Raw genomic sequence first — 20,549 nt, forward strand, 5'->3', positions numbered from 1 at the left:
GTGCACGATACGGAGTTGGGTGGGTTCGGCACGTTGCCGCAGCGTTCCGCGCAGCCCTCCCCGGACGCACCCGAGCCGTTCGCCCTGGCACCCGCGCAACTCGGCGTCTGGTACGCGCAGCTGCTCCAGCCGGACGTGCCGATCAACGTCGCACAGTACGTGGACGTGCGCGGTGAGCTGAACGCCGCGCTGCTGCAGGAGGTCTCGATCGAGGCGGCCCGCGAGTACGAGTCGGTGCTGGTGCGCCTCGGGGAATCCGGCGGCGTGCCGTACCAGTGCGTCGACTCCGGGCTCTCCGTCGACATCCCGCTGGTCGACCTGCGCGACCAGGAGGACCCGGTGGCGGCCGCGCACGCCTGGATGCGCGCCGACGCGAGCGCGCCGGTCGACCTGCTCGCCGACCGGCTGTTCGCGGGCGCCGTGCTGCGCGTCGCCGAGCGCCGGTACTTCTGGTACCTGCGGGCCCATCACATCGTGCTGGACGGCTACGGCGCGCTCACCAACACCGTGCGGGTGGCCGAGCGGTACACCGCCCGGATACTCGGCGCCGAACCCTCGGTCGTGCGGCCCGAACCGCTCGCCGCGCTGACCAGAGCCGAACTCGCCTACCGCGACAGCCCCCGATTCGAGTCCGACCGCGCGCACTGGGCCGCGCGGGTGGCCGGGCTGGACGACGCGGCCGGCCTCGGCGGTCGCGCCGCGCCGCGGCGGGCGGCCAATGTCATCGCGGGGCGAGCGCTCGCGCCGGAACTGGTCGACCGGATGAACGCGCTTGCCGCCGAACAGGATTCGACGCTCGCGGTGGTACTGCTCGCGGCGTTCGCCGCTTACCTGGGCCGGCTGACCGACCGGGACGAGGCGGTGCTGAGCCTGCCGGTGACCGGGCGCACCACCGCGGCGCTGCGGCGCTCGGCGGGCATGCTGTCGAACATCGTGCCGCTGCGGGTGCCGGTCGACGGAACCTGGGGCGAACTGCTGCGCGCCACCCGCGTCGAGGTGGCGGGCGCGCTGCGGCACCAGCGCTACCGGCACGAGGACATCCAGCGCGACGCCGAGCGCGCCGCCGGTCTCGCGCACCGCGGGCTGTTCGGGCCGCTGGCCAACATCATGCTGTTCCGCAGCGATCTCACCCTCGGCGCGACCGTGGGCCGCTATCACGTGCTGTCCACCGGTCCGATCGAGGACCTCGGCCTCACTGTCTACTACGGCGACCGGGACCGGGTGCACGTCGACTTCGAGGCCAACCCGCACCTGTACACCGCCGACGACGTCGCACGGCAGCACGCCCGGTTCCTCCGCTATCTGGAGCGCTTGGCCGCCACGGAGCCGGACACCGCCCTCGCCGCCGTCGACGTCGCGACCGAGCTGGAACTCGAGGTCAGCACCCGGATCTGGAACGAGACGGGTTTCGACGTGGAAGCGCAGCTGCCGGGTCGCTCCGCGGGCTTCGCTCCCGTGGCGACGCTGGTGTCGATGTTCGAGGCGCAGGCGGCCCGCACGCCGAGCGCGGTGGCGCTGCGGGCCGCCGGTGCGCCGGACCTGACCTACCGCGAACTCGCCGTGCGCAGCAACCGGCTCGCCCGGCGGCTGATCGCGCTGGGCGTCGGACCCGAGACACTGGTGGCGCTGCGCCTGCCGCGTTCGCCGGAGCTGGTGATCGCGATGTACGCGGTGCTCGCGGCGGGCGGCGCCTACCTGCCGCTGGATCCGGACCATCCGCCGGAGCGCACCGCGCACATCCTGGCCACGGCCCGCCCGGCCTGCGTGCTGACGGCCGGGCCCGACCAGCCGCCGGAGCTCTCGGGCCTACCCGCGGTGCGGGTGGATCAGGCCGACGAGACGGTCGGAGCGGGGCCGATATGGGACCGGGAACGCGTCGCTGCGCTGCGGCCGGAGCATCCGGCGTATGTGATCTTCACCTCCGGATCGACCGGTCTGCCCAAGGGCGTCGCCATCTCCCACCGCGCCATCGTGAACCGGCTGGTGTGGATGCAGCAGACCTATCGACTATCCCCGGAAGACGTTGTGCTGCAGAAGACTCCGGCTACGTTCGACGTGTCGGTGTGGGAATTCTTCTGGCCGCTGCAGATCGGCGCGACGCTGGTGCTCGCCCAGCCGGACGGGCACCGCGATCCCGCTTATCTGCGCCGTGTCATCGACGAATACCACGTCACCGCAGCGCATTTCGTGCCGTCGATGCTCGAGGCGTTTCTCGCCGATCAGGACACCGTGTTCCGCACGCCGCTGCGCACGGTCTTCGCCTCCGGGGAGGCGCTGCCCGCCGCGCTCGCCCAGCGGCTGCGCGCCCTGACCGGCGTTCGCCTGCACAATCTGTATGGTCCGACGGAAGCAGCGGTCGACGTCACCTTTCACGAAGTCACCGACACCGATACCCTCTCGGTGCCGATCGGCGCGCCGGTGTTCAACACCAGGCTCTACGTCCTCGATTCGCGGCTGCGGCCGGTACCGGTCGGGGCGCCGGGTGAGCTGTATCTGTCGGGGGTACAGCTCGCCCGGGGCTATGTCGCGCGCCCGGAGCTGACCGCGTCGCGTTTCGTGGCCGACCCGTTCGGCGGACCGAATGGGCCCGCACGGGCGGGGGACCGCATGTATCGCACCGGTGACCTGGTGCGTTGGACCACGCACGGTGAGCTGGAGTACCTCGGACGCACCGACTTCCAGGTCAAGCTGCGCGGCCTGCGCATCGAACTCGGCGAGATCGAGGCCGTGCTGGCCCGGGTGGACGCGGTGGCGCGCGCGGTGGTCGTGGTGCGCGACGACGCGGGCGCCGGCGCGCAGTTGGTGGCGTACGTGGTGGCGGCGGACCCGGACGCGGTGCGGCCAGAACTGCTGCGGGCGGCGGCGGCGCGGGCATTGCCCGGATATATGGTGCCCGCGGCCTACGTGGTGCTCGACACACTGCCGGTGAACGCCTCGGGGAAGTTGGATCGCCGCGCGCTACCCGCTCCCGGCGGGGCGTCGTCCGGCTACGTCGCACCCGTCACCTCGGTGGAGCGGGCGGTCGCGCGGGTGTTCGGCGAGGTGCTCGGTAACAAGCTGGTCGGTCGCGACGACGACTTCTTCGCACTCGGCGGAAACAGTCTGGTGGCCACGCAGGTGGCCGCCCGGCTGTCCGCCGACCTGAACTGCCCGCTCGGAGTCCGTGACGTGTTCGCCGCCTGCACGGTGGCCGAACTCGCCGGACTGGTCGAGCGGGCCGGTGGATCCGGCGGCGCGTCCTTGGTCGCGCAGCTGCGGGCACGGCCACGGCCGCCGCTGGTTCCGCTTTCCCCGGCGCAGCAGCGCATCTGGTTCCTCAACCGGTTCGAGCGGTCCGGCGCGAGCTACAACATGCCGTTCGTGGTGCGGCTGCACGGCGCGGTGGACGCCACGGCGCTGCGTCAGGCGCTCGCGGACGTGGTCATCCGGCACGAGGTGCTGCGCACGATCTTCCCCGCGCTGCCGGCCGGCGACGGTGGCGGCCCGGCCGCACAGCAGGTCGTGCTGTCGGTGGCCGAGGTGGCGGGCGCACCGGAGGCGATCGCCGCCGACGAGCTCGGCGCGTGTCTGCGCGCGTTCGCCGCGCGCGGTTTCGACCTGGAGCGCGAGATCCCGATCCGGGCCCGGATCTTCGCGGTGGACGACGGCAGTCACGCCCTGGCGCTCGTCCTGCACCACATCGCCGCCGACGGGCTGTCGCTGCGGGTGCTCGCTCGCGACGTGATGACCGCCTACGGGGCGCGTCGCGGCGGTGTCGCGCCCGCGTGGGCCCCGCTGCCGGTCCAGTACGCCGACTACAGCCTCTGGCAGCTCGAACTGCTCGGCTCCGCGGGCGGTCCGTTCGCCGCCGCGCAGCTGTCGTTCTGGACCGGAGCGCTGGCAGGCGCGCCCGACCAGCTCGACCTGCCCGCCGACCGGCCCCGCCCGGCGGTCGCCTCCGGCCGGGGCGCGACATTCGGCTTCGAGCTGCCCGGCGAAGTGATCTCGCGAATGGGCGAATTCGCTCGCGCGCGGGGCGTGTCGACCTTCATGCTGACGCACGCCGCACTGGCCGCGCTGTTGTCGCGCCTGTCCGGCAGCGCGGACATCGTGATCGGCACCCCGGTCGCGGGCCGGGGCGACCGCGCGCTCGACGATCTGATCGGCATGTTCGTCAACACCCTGGCCCTGCGCACCCGGGTCGACGCCGCCGCGCCGTTCACCGACCTGCTCGCCCACGTGCGCGAGCGGGCTCTCGCCGCCTTCGGCCACGCCGAGCTGCCGTTCGAGCAGGTGGTCGCGGCGCTGGATCCGCCGCGCTCGCAGGCGCGCCATCCGCTGTTCCAAGTGCTGCTCGCCTTCGACAACGCCGAGGCAATCGCCGTCGAACTGCCCGAACTGTCGGTCGCCACCAGTACCCTGGAGACCGGAGTGACCAAGCTGGATCTCCAGCTCACGGTCACCGAGAACTCCGCCGGCGCCGGACTCGGGGAAGGTTCGGCACCGGCGGGGGTTCCCGCCGAATTCACCTACGCCACGGATCTGTTCGACTCGGCCACCATCGCGGGCTACGCCCGTGCGCTGATCGGCTTCCTGGACGCCATCACCGCCGATCCCGGGATCGCGGTGCGCGATCTGCCCCTGCTCGACCACGACGGGCGAGCGCGCGCCCTCGCGGCGGGGCAGGCCCCCGCCGGCGTCCAGGACCCGGCGGAGACGTTGCTCACCGCCTTCGAGACACAGGTGCGGCGCACGCCGGGCGCGGTCGCGGTGCTCGACGACGAGCGGCAGCTGAGCTATGCGGAGTTCGCTGGCGCGGTCAACCGGCTGGCGCGGCGGCTGATCGCCGCGGGCGTCGGCCCGGAGCGGACGGTCGTGCTGGGCCTGCGGCGCTCGATCGATTTCGTGGTGGCGGCGTACGCGGTGCTGACCGCGGGCGGCGGGTACGTGCCGGTGGATCCGGACCAGCCCGCGGCCCGGATCGCGCAGGTGATCGCCGCGGCGCGCCCGGTGTGCGTGCTGACCCGAACCCGGGACGGCCGGGCGGAGGAGTTCGCGGAGCAACCAGTGCTTCCGGTCATCGCCGTCGATGGACCGGACGTCGAGGAGTACTCCGACACGCCGGTCATCGACGCCCACCGCACCTCGCCCTTGCGCGCATCCGGTATCGCGTACGTCATCTTCACCTCCGGATCGACCGGCCGCCCCAAAGGCGTCGCGGTGCAGCACGACTCGGCGGTCAACCAGATCCGATGGCTCGCGGACGAATACCGGATCGACGCGAACGACGTCGTGCTGTTCAAGACCCCGGCCACCTTCGACGTCTCGGTGTGGGAGCTGTTCGCGCCGCTCACCCGCGGCGCGCGGATCGTCGTCGCCGACCACGACGGACATCGCGACCCCCGCTACCTCGCGAAGGCCATCGCCGCGCACCAGGTCACGATGACCTCGTTCGTCCCGTCCATGCTCACGGTGTTCGCCGCCGCCGTGCCGGAGGCTATCTCTTCGCTGCGCACCGTGCTGGTGGCGGGCGAGGCGATGACCGGCGAGGCCGCCGCCGCGTTCGCCGCGGTGAGCCGCGCGCGGCTGCACAACCTGTACGGTCCCACCGAATTCACCGTGCACGCCACGCACGCTCCCGTCGACCCGGCCGTGGGCGGCCCGGCGCCGATCGGGCGTCCGGTACCGGGTAGCCGGGCCGTGGTCCTCGACGCGCGGTTGCGGCTGGTTCCGGACGCCGTGGTCGGCGAGCTGTACCTGTCCGGCGTGCAGCTGGCGCGCGGCTATCACGGCCGCGCCGGGCTGAGCGCGGAGCGTTTCGTCGCCGACCCGCACGGACCGGCGGGCAGCCGGATGTACCGGACCGGGGACCTGGTGCGCCGCCGCCGGGACGGCGCGCTGGAGTATCTGGGCCGCAGCGATTTCCAGGTGAAACTGCGTGGGCAGCGGATCGAGCTCGGTGAGATCGAGGCCGCTCTGCTCGCCATGGACGACGTGCGCGCGGCGGCGGTGCGGGTCGTCGCCCAGCCCTCCGGCGCGACGCTGGCCGCCTACGTGGTCTGCGCCGTCGCGCCCGACCGCCTGGCCGCCGAGCTGGAGCAGCGGCTGCGCCGGGTGCTGCCCTCGTACATGGTGCCCACCGCGTACGTCGCGCTGACCGCTATGCCGCTCACTTCCTCCGGCAAGCTGGACCGCACGGCACTGCCCGACCCGCAACCGGTCACCAAGACCTTCCGCGCGCCCGGCACGCCGGGGGAGCGGACCGTCGCCGCGGTGTTCGGGCAGGCCTTGGGCGTCGACCTGGTCGGCGCGGACGACGACTTCTTCGCTCTGGGCGGGAATTCGCTGGTCGCGACGCAGATCGCGGCCCGTCTGGCGGACGCCATGGACACCGAGGTGCCGGTGCGGGCGCTGTTCGAGTACCCGACCGTGGCGGCGCTGGCCGCGCACCTGTCCGGCGGCGGCCGGGCGCGCAACCGGGCGCGGCTGGTCGCCGGGGCGCGTCCCCCGCGCGTCCCGCTGTCGTACGCGCAGCAGCGCATGTGGTTCCTCAACCAGTTCGACACCGCGTCGGTGGCCGACAATCTGGTCGCCGCCATCCGGTTGCGCGGGGCGCTCGACCGGGCGGCGCTGGCCGACGCGGCCGCCGACGTGCTGGCCAGGCACGAGTCACTGCGCACGATTTTCCCGGCGGCGGAGGGCATTCCGTATCAATTGGTGTTGCCGGTCGACGAGGCGCGCGTCGAACTGGTCGTGGAAACGCTCGACGAGCGGCTGTTGCCGGAGCGGATCCGCGAACTGGTCGGAATCCCCTTCCGGGTGGATCGCGAGCCGCCGGTGCGCCTGGCTCTGCTGCGTCTCGGCGACTACCATCACGTGCTCGTCGTCGCACTGCACCACATCAGCGCCGACGGTTGGTCGCTCGCACCGCTCACCCGTGATCTCATACGCGCCTACAGCGCTCGTCGCGCGGGCGCCGCACCCGACTGGACGCCCCTGGGCGTCCACTACGCCGATTACGCGTTGTGGCAGCGCGAAACCCTCGGGTCCGAGGACGATCCGGATTCGATTCTCGCCGGGCAGATCCGGTTCTGGCGCGGCGAGCTGGCCGGTCTTCCGGACGTGTCGGCGCTGCCTGCGGATCGGCCGCGTCCCGCCGTCGCGTCGGGTCGCGGCGCGCGCCACGCGTTCACCATCGATGCCGCGACGCGGCGCCGGTTGCGGGAGATCGCCGACGCGGCGAACGCCTCGCTGTTCATGGTGCTGCACGCGGCGTTCGCCGCACTGCTGGCCACGCTCTCGGGACAGCGGGACATCGTGCTCGGCACCCCGGTGGCCGGTCGCGGCGACCGTGCGCTGGACGAGCTGGTCGGCATGTTCGTCAACACCGTCGTGCTGCGCGCCGACGTCCGGCCCGAGCTGACGTTCACCGGGTTCGTCGCGGCGATCCGCGAGCGCGATCTGGCCGCCTTCGCCCACGCCGACGCGCCGTTCGAGCGCCTGGTCGAGGTACTGGCGCCGGAGCGGTCGGCGGCCAGGCATCCCTTGTTCCAGGTGATGCTCGACTGGCAGAACACCGCGCGGACCGAACTCGAGCTGCCCGGCCTGACCGTATCGCGGCTCGATATCGACACCCGGACAGCGAAATTCGACCTGCATCTTTCCGTGGCGGAAGCGCCGGATGGCGCCCTCACCGCGAGTTTCGAATACGCGACCGACCTCTTCGACCCGGCCACCGTCGCGTCGTTCGCGCTGCGCTTGCGCCGGGTGCTGGAGGCGGTGGTCGCCGACCCGCAGGTGTCGCTGGAGGCGATCGACGTGCTCGGCTCGGGGGAACGCGCCCTCGTCCTGCACGCTTGGAACGCCACCGGCTACCCGGTGGATCCGGAAGCGACGCTGGTGTCGCTGTTCGAGGCGCAGGCGGCGCGCACGCCCGACGCGATCGCGCTCACCTTCGAGGGCGAATCTCTGACCTACGCCGAGTTCGCGCGCCGGGTGCACCAGCTGGCCAGGCTGCTGGTGTCCGTCGGCGTGCGGCCGGACAAGCCCGTGGCGGTGGGCATGCAGCGGTCGGTCGATCTCGTGGTGGCCCTCTACGCGGTGCTCGCGGCGGGCGGCGCCTTTGTGCCGATCGATCCGGGACATCCGGCCGAGCGGGTTGCCGACGTGCTGCGGACCGTGCGCCCGGTGTGCGTGCTGACCCGTTCCGAGGACGGGCTCGAACTGCCCTCTTCGGCCGAGGGCAGCGGGCTGTGGGCCGTGCTGGATGTCGACCTGTTCGACACCGAGGACTATTCCGGCGAACCGCTCACCGATGCGGACCGGCTCGGGACGCTCACGCCGTCGAATACGGCGTATGTGATCTTCACGTCGGGTTCGACGGGTCGTCCGAAGGGTGTGGCGGTCTCGCATGCGGCGATCGTGAACCGCTTGGTGTGGATGCAGACTGCCTATCAGCTGACTCCTGCCGATGTGGTGTTGCAGAAGACGCCCGCCACGTTCGATGTCTCGGTGTGGGAGTTCTTCTGGCCGTCGCAGATCGGTGCGCGGTTGGTTGTGGCGAAGCCGGACGGGCATCGTGATCCGGCTTATCTCGCGGGGGTCATCAGCGCGGAGAAGGTGACGGTTACCCACTTCGTGCCGTCGATGTTGGCGGTGTTCGTGGCGGATGCGGCTGCGGCGCAGTGTGATTCGCTGCGATTGGTGTTCGCCTCGGGTGAGGCGTTGCCGCCCAAGCCCGCGCATCGGCTGCGGGAGTTGACCGGTGCCGCGTTGCACAATCTGTACGGTCCGACGGAAGCGGCGGTCGACGTCACGTTCCACGAGGTCGTGGACGCCGACACCGAGTCGGTGCCGATCGGTGCGCCGGTGTTCAACACACAGGTGTTCGTGTTGGACGCTCGGTTGCGTCCGGTGCCGGTGGGTGTGGCGGGTGAGTTGTATCTGGCGGGTGTGCAGCTCGCGCGGGGTTATGTCGCGCGTCCGGATCTGACTTCCGATCGGTTCGTGGCCAATCCGTATGGGGTGCCGGGTGCGCGGATGTATCGCACGGGTGACTTGGTGGCGTGGACCGAGCACGGTGAGCTGGAGTATCTGGCGCGTACCGACTTCCAGGTGAAGTTGCGTGGTCTGCGGATCGAACTCGGTGAGATCGAGCAGGCGCTGACCGGCCTGGACGAGATCGCCCAAGCCGTCGTGGTGGTGCGGAACGACGCCGGTACCGGTGAACGCCTCGTCGCCTACCTGATCGAGACATCCGGGACGAGCCTCGACCTGAGCGCGGTCGAAGCGGCGCTCACCCGGCGACTACCTGCGTACATGGTCCCCTCGGCCTACGTCGTGCTGACCGAGTTCCCGGTCAACGCCTCCGGCAAGCTGGACCGCCGCGCGCTACCGGCGCCCGTGGTCGAGTCCGCGCGGTTCCGTGCGCCCGCCACACCGGTCCAGGAACTCGTCGCCGTCACGTTCGGTGACCTGCTCGGCGTCGACCGGGTGGGCCTGGACGACGACTTCTTCGCCCTCGGCGGCAACTCGCTCACCGCCGCCCGGGCGGCGGCCCGGCTGGGCGCGGCGCTCGACACCCAGCTGCCGGTGCGCATGCTGTTCGACGCGCCGACCGTCGCCGCGCTGGCCGCTCGCGCCGAGGCGCATCGCGGCGATGGCGGACGCGCACCACTGCGCCCCCGCCCACGGCCGGACCGGATTCCGCTGTCCCCGGCCCAGCAGCGCATCTGGTTCGTCAACCGTTTCCACGCCGACGAGCAAGCCGGTCCGGCCGACGCGATCGCCAACATTCCGGTCGCGCTGCGGCTCGCGGGTGAGGTCGACCTCGCGGCGATGACCACGGCCCTGGCCGATGTGGTGGCCAGGCACGAGACCTTGCGCACCGTCTACCCCGACGGCCCGGAAGGCCCGGAACAACTGATCCTGCCTTCGGCCGACCCTGACCTACCGGTCGTGCGGGTGACCGAAACCGCGCTGGCACAACGGCTCGGGGAGCTGGCGGCAATCCCCTTCGATCCGACCACCGAGACCCCATTGCGCGCGACCTTGTTCGCGATCGTCGACGCGCCGCAGACGGAGTCCGTGCTCGCCCTGGTGCTGCACCACATCGCCGCGGACGGCTTCTCCCTCGGTCCGCTGGCCGAGGACCTGATGACCGCCTACTCGGCGCGTCGCGCCGCCGCCGCGCCGGCCTGGGACGCCCTGCCGGTGCAGTACGCCGACTACGCGCTCTGGCAAGCCGAATCCGCCGACCTCGAGCGGCAACTGGACTACTGGCGGCGCGTCCTGGACGGCCTGCCGGAGCAGCTCGAACTGCCCGCCGATCGCCCGCGTCCGGCCGTCTCGTCGCACCGCGGCGCGACCCACCGCCTGCGCATCGACTCCGATCTGCACAGCGAACTGGGCGAGCTGGCGCGCAAACGGGAGACCACGCTGTTCAGCACCGTGCACGCCGCGCTGGCGGTGCTGGTGGCCCGCCTGTCCGGCGGCTCGGACATCGCGATCGGCACCCCGGTCGCCGGACGCGGCGACGCGGCGCTGGACCGGCTCGTCGGCATGTTCGTCAACACGCTGGTATTGCGCACCGCCGTCGACTCCAGGGCCCGGTTCGAGACCGTGCTGGACGCGGTGCGCGACCAGGACCTGGACGCCCTCTCGCACGCCGACGTGCCGTTCGAACGACTCGTCGAGGCGCTCGCGCCCACCCGCTCGCGCAACCGTCATCCGCTGTTCCAAGTGGCGTTGACCTTCCAGAACTTCGCCCTGCCCGACCTCGAACTGCCGGGCCTGCGGGTGCGCGCGCAGGAGTTCGACGCGCCCGTGGCCGAATTCGACCTCCAGTTCACCGTGCTGGAGTCGAACGACCGGGACGGCCGCGCCGACGGCATGCGGGTCGAGATCCGCTATGCCACCGACCTTTTCGACGCCCCGTCGATCGAGGTGCTGGGCAGGCGGTTCACCCAGGTGCTCGCCGCCGTCGCCGCCGACCCGACCGTGGTCGTGGGCGACATCCAGCTGCTCAGCGCCGAGGAACAGCACCGCGCGCTGTACGAATGGCCGGTCGGCGGGGACGACGTCGCCGACGTCACCGGCAGTGTGGCCGAGCGTTTCGCCCGCGCCGCCGCGCTGGACCCGGACGCCGTCGCGGTTCGGGACGGCGCGCGGTCGCTGACCTACGCCGAACTCGACGACTGGTCCAACCGATTGGCGCGGCGGCTGGTCGCCGCGGGTGTCGGGCCGGAGACGCTGGTCGCCGTCGCGCTGCCCCGCTCGGCGGAGCTGGTGGTCGCACTGCTGGCCGTGCTCGAAGCGGGAGGCGGATACCTGCCGATCGATCCGGCCTACCCGGACGACCGGATCGAGTACGTCCTCGACGACGCCCGCCCGATCTGCGCGATCGCGGGCGCCGCCACCGAGTTGCCGCGCGGCTGGTTCGGCGGACCGGTGATCGACGTCGACGCGCCGAACCTCGCGGAGTTCGATGGCGCGCCGATCACCGACGCCGATCGGCGCAGCCCGTTGTGCTCCGCGCACGTCGCCTACGTCATCTACACCTCCGGTTCCACCGGCAGGCCCAAAGGCGTCGTGGTGCCGCATCGCAACGTGCTGCGACTGCTGGACAACACGCGGCGGCGGTTCGGCTTCGGTCCGGCGGACGTGTGGACTCTGTTCCATTCGTACGCCTTCGACTTCTCGGTGTGGGAACTGTGGGGTCCGCTGCTGTCCGGTGCGACGGTGGTGGTGGTCGACTACTACACCTCGCGCTCACCGCAGCAGTTCCGGGAACTGCTGATCGCCGAACGGGTCACCGTGCTCAACCAGACCCCGTCGGCGTTCTATCAGCTGGTCGCCGCCGATCTCGCCGAGCCGGAACCCGCGCCGTTCGCGCTGCGCACTGTCGTCTTCGGCGGTGAGGCGCTGGAGCCGCAGCGCCTGGCGGGCTGGTTCGCCCGCTACTCGGACGGACCCCGCCTGGTGAACATGTACGGCATCACCGAGACCACGGTGCACGTGTCCTATCGCGAGATCGACGGGCGCACCGGCTCCGCGAGCGTGATCGGCGGCGCGCTGCCCGGGTTGACCGTGCGCCTGCTCGACGACCGGCTGCGGCCCGTGCCGGTGGGGGTGCCCGGCGAGATCTACGTGTCGGGCGGCCAGTTGGCGCGCGGCTACCTGCACCGCCCCGCCTTGACCGCGGGCCGCTTCGTCGCGGACCCGTACGCCGGTGACGGATCGCTCGCCTACCGCAGCGGCGATCTGGCCCGCTGGACCCCCGACGGCGACCTGGAGTACCTCGGGCGCGCCGATCAGCAGGTGAATCTTCGCGGCTTCCGCATCGAGCTGGGCGAGATCGAGGCCGCGTTGCTCGACGCGTCCGACGCGGTGCGCGAGGTCGCCGTGGTGGTGCGCACCGACCTGGTGGACGAACCGCGCATCGTCGCGTACGTGGTGGCCGCCGACGAGCCGATCGATACCGCCGCGCTACGGCAAGCGCTGATGTACCGCCTGCCCGAGCACATGGTGCCCGCCGCGATCGTGCCGGTGCCAGGCATCCCGTTGACGGTCAACGGGAAACTCGATCGTGCGGCGCTGCCCGCGCCGCGGTTCGAGTCGACCGCCTACCGGGCGCCGTCCACTTCGAGCGAACGCGTCGTGGCCGAGGTGTTCGCCGAGGTGCTCGGATCGGCCCGCGCGGTGGGCGCCGACGACGACTTCTTCGCGCTCGGCGGCAGTTCTCTGCTGGCGGCGAAGGCGGTCGCCCGGATGGGCGCGGCGCTGGGCCGGACGGTCGGGGTGCGGGCGCTGTTCGAAGCTCCCCGGGTCGCGGACCTCGCGGCCGTGGCGAGTGCGGTGGCCATGGGCGGGGCGCGGCCCCCGCTGGTGGCGGGGCCGCGTCCGGCGCGGATACCGCTTTCGCCCGCGCAGCAGCGGATGTGGTTCCTGAACCGGTTCGACCAGTCGTCCACCGCGTACAACATCCCGGTGGCCCTGCGGCTGTCCGGCCGGCTGGATGTGGCCGCGTTGCAAGCCGCGCTCGCCGACGTGATCGCCCGGCACGAGGCGCTGCGCACCCGTTATCCGCAGGTCGACGGCGAACCGGTGCAGCTCGTCGTCGCAGCCGCCGACGCCGCCCCGGCACTGCGGCCGGTCGACATTCCGGAATGCGAAGTACCGCAGCGTGTCCGGGAATTGGCGGAGACGACCTTCGACGTCACCGTCGAGATTCCGGTGCGGATACGACTGTTCCGGGTGACCCGAGCGAGCGAGCGTCCCGAGGACGGGTACGGCGAATTCGTGCTCGCCGCGGTGCTGCACCACATCTCCGCCGACGGCTCGTCCATCGCGCCGTTCGTGCGGGACCTGATGGTCGCCTATACCGCGCGTCGCGACGGCGCCGCACCGGAGTGGGCGCCGCTCGCCGTGCAGTACGCCGATTACGCCTTGTGGCAACGGGATCTGCTCGGCGCCGAGGACGACGCCGGATCGGTGGCGGCCCGCGAGATCGAGTTCTGGACCGAAACACTCGCCGGGCTTCCCGACCAGCTGGCGCTGCCGACCGACCGCCCGCGTCCGGCGAAGCAGAGCCTGCGCGGCGACCAGGTGCCGTCGACGATCGGCGCGCGGTTGCACGCGGATCTCGCCGCCCTCGGCAGGCGGCACGGCGCGACGCTGTTCATGGTGCTGCACACCGCGTTCGCGGTGCTGCTCGCGCGCTGGTCCGGCACCGGTGACATCGCGATCGGCACGCCGGTGGCCGGACGCGGCGCCGCCGAACTCGACGACGTGGTCGGGATGTTCGTCAACACCCTCGTGCTGCGCGTCGGCGTCGACGGCGGCGAGTCGTTCGCCGGGCTCCTCGCGCGTGCCCGCGCCGCCGACCTGGCGGCGCTCGAACACGCGACCGTGCCGTTCGAACGCCTGGTGGAAGTGCTCAATCCGGTGCGCTCGACCGCTCGCCATCCGCTGTTCCAGGTCGGCTACTCGTTCCAGAACCACGAGCGCGGGCACCTGCGCCTGCCCGGACTGGAGGTCCGCGAACTCGACTTCGACCAGGGCGTGGCGCAATTCGACCTGCATCTGTTCGCGGTGGACGCCTACGACGCCGACGGCCTGCCCGACGGCGTCGACCTGGCGTTGCGCTACGCCACCGATCTGTTCGAGCGGCCGACCGCGTTCCGATTCGCCGCCCAGCTGCGCCGGATGCTGGAAACGGTCGCGGCCCGGCCGGATCTCCCGGTCGGGGACATCGATCTGCTCGGCACCGATCGATCGCTGGTGCTCGCCGAATGGAACCGGACCAGGCAGCCGGTCGCGCGGGCCACGCTCGCGGATCTGATCGACGCGCAGACGGCGCACAGCCCGGGGGCGGTCGCGCTGGTGGACGCGACGACCGGAGCCGAACTGAGTTATGCCGAGTTCGGTGACCGGGTGAATCGTCTGGCGCGCAGGCTCATCGCGGCCGGAATCGGCCCGGAATCGACGGTCGTGCTGGCGATGCGCCGCTCACCGGACCTGGTCGTCGCGATGTACGCCGTGGTGAGCGCGGGAGCGGCCTATGTGCCCATCGATCCCGACCATCCGGCCGAACGGATCGCCCACATCATGTCCGTCGCCGCGCCCGCGGTCGTCCTCACGACGTCGGCCGACGGCGTGCCTACCGGAACACGCTGCGCCGCACTGGAAGTCGATCGGCTCGAGCTCGACGGGTTCGCCGCGACGCCGATCACGGACGCGGAGCGGGTGCGGCCGCTGCGTCCGGAGCATCCGGCGTATGTCGTCTTCACCTCCGGATCCACGGGTCTGCCGAAGGGTGTCACGATCCCGCACGCCGCGATCGTGAACCAGCTCGCTTGGCTGGCCGAGCGATTCGGCCTCGGCGCGGACGATCGCGTGCTGCTGAAGACGCCCGCGACCTTCGACCTATCGGTGTGGGAGTTGTGGTCTCCGCTGGTCACCGGAGGGCGCCTGATCGTCACCGCGCCCGGGGCCGAACGCGATCCGGACCTGTTGCGCGCGCTGCTGCGCCGGCACGGCGTGACCGTGCTGCACGCGGTGCCCGCCCTGATCGGCATGCTGCTGGCGGCCGAGCCGGGGGCCACGCTGCCGGAGACGCTGCGCCACGTGCTCGCCATCGGCGAGGCGCTGCCGGCCGCGACGGCCGCGGACTTCCTGCGCCGCCACCGCGCCGCAACCACGCTGGACAACCTCTATGGTCCCACCGAGGCGGCGGTGTCGATCACCGCGTTCCCGGTACGCACACCGCCGGAGCACACCGTCCCGATCGGTTCGCCCGCCTGGAACAGCCGGGTCTACGTGCTGGACCAGCGCCTGCGGCCCGCGCCGATCGGGGTGCCGGGCGAGTTGTATCTCGCGGGTGCGCAGCTGGCGCGCGGCTACCGGCGTCGTCCGGCGCTCACCGCCGACCGCTTCGTGGCCGACCCGTTCGCGGCGGAACCGGGTGCGGCGGGCGAGCGGATGTACCGCACCGGCGACATCGTGCGCTGGCGTCCCGACGGCACCCTGGAGTACCTGGAGCGCGCCGACTTCCAGGTGCAGATCGGCGGCTTCCGCATCGAACTCGGCGAGGTGGAAGCCGCTCTGCTGCGGCAGCCTGGGGTGAGCGCGGCGGTCGCGGTGGCGCTAGCCGACGAGCGCGCCGGAACGCGGCTCATCGCGTATGCCGCACTGCCGGAAGCGGATCCGGGCACGTACGCCGAACTCGCCGCGTCGCTGCGCACGGCGGTGGCCGCGCTGTTGCCCGGCTACATGACGCCCGCGGCCGTCGTCGTGCTGGCGGCGCTGCCGCTGACGGCCAACGGCAAGATCGATCGCGCCGCGCTGCCCGAGCCGATGTTCGCCGAGGCGGCCTTCCGCGCACCGGCCGGTGCGCTGGAGCGGCTGGTCGCGGAAGCGTTCGCCGAGGTCATCGGTGTGGACGCGGTGAGCGTGGACGACGACTTCTTCGCCAGGGGCGGCAATTCCCTGATGGCCACCCGGCTCGCGGCCCGGCTCGGCGCGGCACTGGGCGGGCACGTCCCGGTGGCCGCGGTGTTCGAAGCTCCGACACCGGCGGCGCTCGCCGAGCGGCTCGCGGTCACCGGGCGCGGCGCGGCCCGGCCCGCACTGGTCCGCCGCGCCGGCGCCGGGCCCGCGCCGCTCGCGCCCGCGCAGCAGCGCATGTGGGTGGTCCACCGGCTCGCGCCGGATTCATCGGCCTACCACATTCCGGCGGCGCTGCGGTTGCGCGGCGAGCTGGACGTGGCGGCGCTGGAGGCGGCCGTCGGCGACGTGCTCGACCGGCACGAGACGCTGCGCACTAGGTATCCCAATACCGAGGCGGGGCCGGTCCAAGAGGTCGTGCCCGCGTCGCCGGTCGGCCTGACGCCGATCCCGGTGCCGCCAGCGGAACTCGAGACGCGGATCGCGGAGTTCGTGTCGCTCCGCTTCGACCTCGCCACCTCGCCGCCCGTGCGCGCCGCCCTGTTCGGCCCCGCCGCCGGCGACCACGTCCTGGTGGTCGTGCTGCACCACATCGCGGCGGACGGGTATTCCATCGCGCCGCTGACCGCCGACCTGGTGCGCGCCTACGCGGCCAGGTCCGCCGGACATGCCCCGGAGTGGGCCGAACCGGCGATCCGATACCGCGACTACAGCGCCTGGCAGCACGAGACGCTCGGCGACGCCGCCGATCCGGACAGCCTGGCGGCACGCCAACTCGCCTTCTGGCGAGCCGAATTGGCCGCCGCGCCGGAAGTCCTGGCCCTGCCCACCGACCGTCCGCGCCCGGCACACCGAAGCATGCACGGGGCAAGCGTTCTCCGCGCGATCGACGCCGAGCGCACCGTCCGGCTGGAGCGGCTGGCCCGCGAACACGGCGGCACGCTGTTCACCCTGGTGCACAGCGCGCTCGCGGTGCTGCTGGCGAAACTGTCCGGCTCGGGCGACATCACGGTCGGCGTCCCGGTCGCCGGGCGCGGTGTCCGCGAGCTGGACGAGCTGGTCGGCATGTTCGTCAACACCGTGGCGTTGCGCACCGAGGTCGACCCGCGCGCGAGCTTCGCCGAGCTGCTGCGCCAGGCCACCCGGCGCGACCTGGCCGCGCTCTCGCACGCGGACGTGCCGTTCGATCAGGTGGTCGAGGCGCTGGGCGTCATCCGTTCCGCGTCGTACGCGCCGCTGTGCCAAGTGCTGCTCACCTTCCAGAACATGCCGCGGGCGCAGGTGGAACTGCCCGGGCTCGCGGTCGAGGCGGTCGATCTCCCACTAGCGCAGGCGAAATTCGACCTGCAGGTCACCGTGCTGGAGCAGTTCACCGCCGACGGCGCGCGCACCGGTCTCGAGCTGCGCTTCGGCTACGCGACGGACATCTTCGACGAGGCGACCGCGCAGGCGTTCGGTGACCGGTTGCTGCGGGTGCTGGAGACGGTCGCCGGGGATCCGGCGGTGGACGTGCGCGCGATAGACATCCGTTCCGCGGACGAACGGCGGCCCCGGTCCGCCCCGTCGGTGGCCGACCTGCCCGCGCTGATCGCTCGCGCGGCGCAGGCCGCCCCCGGCGCGCCCGCGTTCGAGCACGGTGATCGGCAGGTCCGCTTCGGTGAACTCGACGCGAAGCTCGCGGCCGTCGCCAGGGCGATGGGACCGGCCGCCAAACCCGAAGCCGTATTCCATGTCTCGCTCGCCGGGCTGGTGCCCGGCCTGCTCGCCGCCCTCGGCGGCAGCGGCCTTGCGGCCTTGCTGCAAACCTTGCCCGCCGCCGCGGAGGCGGTGCTCGCCGACCCGGCGTCGGCCCTCGATTCGGAAGGAAACCGCTGATGACCCACGCAGACGCCGTGCGCCGCGCCTACGGCATCGACGACCTGCCCGGCCTCATCGCGACCGTCGCCGGACGGGAGCCGCGGCGGGTGGCGCTGCGCCACGAGGAGGAGACCGTCACCTACGCGGAACTGGCCGCGGACATCGCGGCTCTGTCCGAGGTCATGGGCGCGGACGCGCTGGTACCGGTGGTGGTGTCCGGTCGGCTGCCCGCGCTGCTGGACTCCGACGGCGCGCTCGGCGCGGTGCTGGACGCGCTGCTCGACGACGCGATCGTGGCCGCGCCGGACGTCCCGGCCGCCACCGCGCCGGTCGAGACGCTGGTGAGCGTGTTCGAGGAGCAGGTGCGGCGCACCCCGGACGCGATCGCGCTCGACTACGCGGGGGTCACCCTGACCTACGCCGAATTCGACGGCCGGGTCAACGCGCTGGCCCACCACCTGGTCGGACTCGGCGTCCGGCCGGACACGCTCGTGGGTCTGGCCGTCCGCCGCTCGATCGATCTGGTGGTCGGCATGTACGCGATCCTGAAGGCGGGCGGCGCGTACCTGCCGATCGACCCGGACCACCCGGCCGACCGCATCGCCTATGTGCTCGCGGTCGCGGAACCGGTGGTCGTGTTGACCACCACGTCCGACGACCCCGGCTTCGGGCCCGCGGTCGCCACGCTGCGAATCGACGAATTCACGGGTCCGCCCTGCCCGGACGCGCCCGCGGTCGCCCGGTCGGCCGACCACACCGCCTACGTGATCTTCACCTCCGGATCCACCGGCCGGCCGAAGGGCGTCGCCGTGCCGCATCGCGCGATCGTGGCGAATCTGCGCTGGCGGCAGCGGATGTACCGGCTGCGCGCCGACGACGCGGTGGTGCAGAAGACGCCGTTCACCTTCGACGTGTCGGTGTGGGAGTTCTTCTGGCCGTTGCAGGTCGGCGCGCGCCTGGTCGTCGCGGAGCCGGACGGTCATCGGGATCCGGCGTACTTGGCGCGGCTGATCGGGGAGCGCGGCGTCACGGTGGCGCATTTCGTGCCGTCCATGCTCGCCGTCTTCGTCGCCGAGCCACGGGCGGCCGCGGTGGACTCGCTGCGGCTGGTCTTCGCCTCGGGCGAGGCGCTGCCCGCCGCCACCGCCGCGGCCTTCCGCGACATCTGCGGCGCGACGCTGCACAACCTGTACGGGCCCACCGAGGCCGCGGTCGACGTGACCGCGCACGAGGTGACCGGCGCGGACGTGGCCGCGGTCCCGATCGGCGTGGCCGCCGACGACACCGAGCTGCTGGTGCTGGACGACAGCCTGCGCCCGGTGGCGCGCGGGGTGGTCGGCGAGTTGTACCTGGCGGGCGTGCAGCTGGCCCGCGGCTATGTCGCCCGTCCCGGCCTGACCGCCGAGCGGTTCGTGGCCAACCCGGAGGGCCCGGCGGGGGAACGGATGTATCGCACCGGTGACCTGGTGCGCTGGGCTCCCGGGACGGAGGGCGGGCCGGAGGAACTGGAATACCTGGGCCGCACCGACTTCCAGGTGAAGCTGCGGGGCCTGCGGATCGAACTCGGCGAGGTCGAGGCGGCGCTGCTGCGGCACCCGAGGGTGACCCAGGCGGCGGTGGTGCTGCACCGGTGCACGAGCGGCGACCACCTGGTCGGCTACGTCGTCGGCGACTCGATCGATGCCGCCGAGGTGCTCGACCGCGTCCGGCGGGAGCTGCCCGAGTACATGGTGCCCGCGCTGCTCCTCCCACTGGACGCGCTGCCGCTGAACGCCAACGGCAAGCTGGACCGCCGGGCGCTGCCGGAACCCGAATTCGGCTCCGGCGCATCGGCGTACCGCGCTCCGGAGACCGAGGCGGAAACGGCGGTGGCCGCTGTTTTCGCCGAACTGCTCGGCGTGGCGCGGGTGGGCGCCGATGACGATTTCTTCGCGCTCGGCGGCAATTCGCTGCTGGCCACCCGCGCTCTCGCCCGGATAGCCGCCGCCCTCGGCGCGACCGTGGACGTGCGCGACTTCTTCGACCGCCCGACCGTGGCCGCGGTGGCCGCGCTGGCGCACCCGGTCGCGCCGCGCCCGCCGCTGGTGGCCGGTCCGCGCCCGGACCACGTGCCGCTCTCCCCCGCGCAGCGGCGCATGTGGTTCCTCAACCGGTTCGACGCCGACACCGAGCAGGCCCGCGACCTCGGCGCGGCCGCCGTGGACAACATTCCGGTGGCGCTGCGCCTGCGCGGCCCGCTGGAGGTGGCCGCGCTGTCGGCGGCGATCACCGATCTGGTGGCCAGGCACGAAGTGCTGCGCACCGTGTACCCGCAGACGGCCGCCGGGCCCGCGCAATCGGTGCGGCGGGTGCACGCGGTGTTCGACCTGACGCCCGCCGAAGTGCCGGAAGACCGGCTGGTCGCGGCGATCCGGCGGGCGGCGGGGCAGGGCTTCGACGTCGCCGAGGAGATCCCGGTGCGGGTGCGCCTGCTGCGCTGCGGGCCCGAGGACCACACGCTGGTGCTCGTCGTCCACCACATCGCGGCCGACGGTTTCTCGCTCGGTCCGCTGATGCGCGACTTGGCCACCGCCTACGCCGCACGGCGCGAGGGCCGGGCGCCGGAATGGGCCGCGCTGCCGGTGCAGTACGCGGACTACGCGCTGTGGCAGCAGCGGGTACTCGGCGCGGAGACCGACGCCGACTCCCTGGCGGCGCGCCAACTCGCCTTCTGGCGAACCGAATTGGCCGGATTGCCCGCGCAACTGGATCTGCCCGCCGATCGGCCC

2 protein-coding genes (1 of these 2 cut by a window edge) are annotated in these 20,549 nt (G+C 72.4%); both read left to right on the forward strand.

All coding sequences use genetic code 11. The features are described 5' to 3' along the window. Positions 1–17,799: a non-ribosomal peptide synthase/polyketide synthase gene (locus tag QMG86_RS02250; RefSeq protein WP_281877371.1), complete on the forward strand. Its 17,799-nt coding sequence runs from the start codon at positions 1–3 to the stop codon at positions 17,797–17,799. Next, on the forward strand, positions 17,799–20,549 hold the 5' end (the start) of the coding sequence (locus QMG86_RS02255; RefSeq protein WP_281877372.1) for a non-ribosomal peptide synthetase. It continues 22,533 nt past the right edge of the window; the window shows 2,751 of its 25,284 coding nt (coding positions 1–2,751); its start codon is at positions 17,799–17,801; the stop codon falls past the right edge of the window. Before QMG86_RS02250 ends, QMG86_RS02255 begins: the two co-directional genes overlap by 1 nt.

Source organism: Nocardia sputorum, from assembly GCF_027924405.1.
Classification (GTDB): Bacteria; Actinomycetota; Actinomycetes; order Mycobacteriales; family Mycobacteriaceae; genus Nocardia; species Nocardia sputorum.